Origin of the sequence: Phocaeicola sp. RTP21198st1_B8_RTP21198_201120, from assembly GCF_040929485.1 — a bacterium.
Classification (GTDB): domain Bacteria; phylum Bacteroidota; class Bacteroidia; order Bacteroidales; family Bacteroidaceae; genus Phocaeicola; species Phocaeicola dorei.
In genome coordinates, this window is record NZ_JBCOCI010000199.1 from 622 (window position 1) to 2,438 (window position 1,817).

2 protein-coding genes and 1 tRNA gene are annotated in these 1,817 nt (G+C 40.6%); 2 read left to right on the forward strand and 1 reads right to left on the reverse strand.

The genetic code is table 11. The features are described from left to right. Positions 1 to 236 precede the first annotated feature (236 nt). Complete coding sequence (locus tag AB5935_RS24435; RefSeq protein WP_004324599.1) at positions 237 to 620, forward strand: hypothetical protein; 384 nt, start codon at positions 237 to 239, stop codon at positions 618 to 620. Positions 621 to 648: 28 nt separating this feature from the next. Continuing rightward, positions 649 to 1,584 (forward strand): transposase, encoded by a 936-nt coding sequence (locus tag AB5935_RS24440; RefSeq protein ID WP_004324600.1) that lies wholly within the window; start codon positions 649 to 651, stop codon positions 1,582 to 1,584. 159 nt (positions 1,585 to 1,743) lie between these two features. Here the strand turns inward: AB5935_RS24440 and AB5935_RS24445 are convergent. Continuing rightward, positions 1,744 to 1,816, reverse strand: a tRNA-Gly gene (locus AB5935_RS24445). Position 1,817 lies beyond the last annotated feature (1 nt).

Consider the following 1,817-nt stretch of genomic DNA (forward strand, 5'->3'; position numbering starts at 1 on the left):
TATGCTTTGAAGATTAACTATTCGGCTACGAAACGTGGTGAGAAGTAATTAGTTAATTCAATATATATAAAAAGGGCGTTCAATTCAAATTGAACGCCCTTTTTATATATACGTAGCTGGAGTAAGGTTTTCCATTTGTGAAACTAATTTCGAGCTGCTACCTAATTTAATTAGTTGTCTTTTACGGCTCAGTTTGAAAACTTGGGGGAATTAGTTAAAAACACTATCTTTGTGGCATGAAACAGAACCTTCAACCCCCTGCCACTCCACTGGAGATGTTGAGCTTGTTCTTTCCTGCAGGCCTGCTTGACTATTTTGACCCGGTTAACCATGTCTCTCAAGAGACTTGCTTCATTTTTTTTCTTGAGGAAAAGCCTTCCATTCCTCAAGAGCATTCCCATTTACATCTACATTCCAAAGGTTTCTTCCCGGAAATAGAAGTGCAAGACTTTCCTGTTCGCGGCAAGGCTGTATATCTACGCATCAAGCGGCGTCGTTGGGAAGACCCGGAAACAGGACAAACTTATAGTCGTGATTGGAACTTAGTAGCCTCCGGTACTCGCATAACAGCTGAGTTCGGAGCTTTTTTAAAAGCGTTACTTAGACAATCATGCGGTTAGTTGCCAAAGTGTAGCAGAACATTACTGTATGGATGGCAAGCAACTCCAGACTCAATACAAAGAACATTTAAGTGATTTCAATAATTGGAATCAGAAGGAACATGCTGAAGACTTTATTCTTTATCCTAAAAATATAGGTTATCATTTATGTATTGATGAAACGGCTTTAAGCAAAGGCGAACTATATACAATCCTTACCAATCGGGATAAGCATGGTCGAAAAGGCACCATTGTAGCTATTGTAAAGGGAACTAAAGCAGAGGATGTTATCAATGTGCTTCTCAAAATAGATGCCGATAAGCGCAACCAAGTAAAGGAAATTACACTTGATATGGCCGGCAGTATGCAGAAAATAGCAAAACGTTGTTTTCCCGGGGCTATGCAGGTAGTGGATCGTTTCCATGTCTCAAAGTTGGTTTATGAAGCTGTACAAGACCTTCGGATCGCTTATCGCTGGCAAGTAATGAAGGATGAGAACAGGAAAATCAAGGAAGCTAAAGCCAAGGGGGAAAGTTATGAACCTAAAGTGTTTAGCAATGGAGATACACTCAGACAGTTGTTGGCCAGAAGCCGGTACCTGCTGTTTAAGGCTCCGGACAAGTGGCTGCAAAGCCAGAAGGTAAGAGCCAAACTACTCTTTGAACAATTCCCGGATATAAAATCCGTGTACTATTACGCACTACGATTAGGGAAGATATTTTCAGACTATACAGATAAAGATGTGGCTCGTGCCAAACTGGCACTTTGGTATAATGAAATTGAGGAGTTTGGTTATGATACATTCACTACTGTTGCCAATTCCATTGAGAATCATTACGAACGGATATTAAACTACTTTGTGAACAGAAGCACAAATGCTGCTGCGGAAGCTTTTAATGCAAAAATTAAAGCATTTAGGGCTTCATTTCGTGGAGTAGTAGATAAGAGGTTCTTTCTGTATAGATTAGCAAAGGTGTATGCATAAAGAGAAATTAACAAATGTTAATCCACCCCCCAAGAATTACAACTGAGCCGGGATGTGCTAGTCGGAGTACATGCGATTGTACCGGAGAATTTTTCATAAGCTTAGCGGTCTAAAATAAAACAAAAAAAGAGAATCTAATTTCTCAGATTCTCTTTGGAGAGCGGAAGACGGGGCTCAAACCCGCGACCCTCAGCTTGGAAGGCTAATGCTCTATCAACTGAGCTACTTCCGCA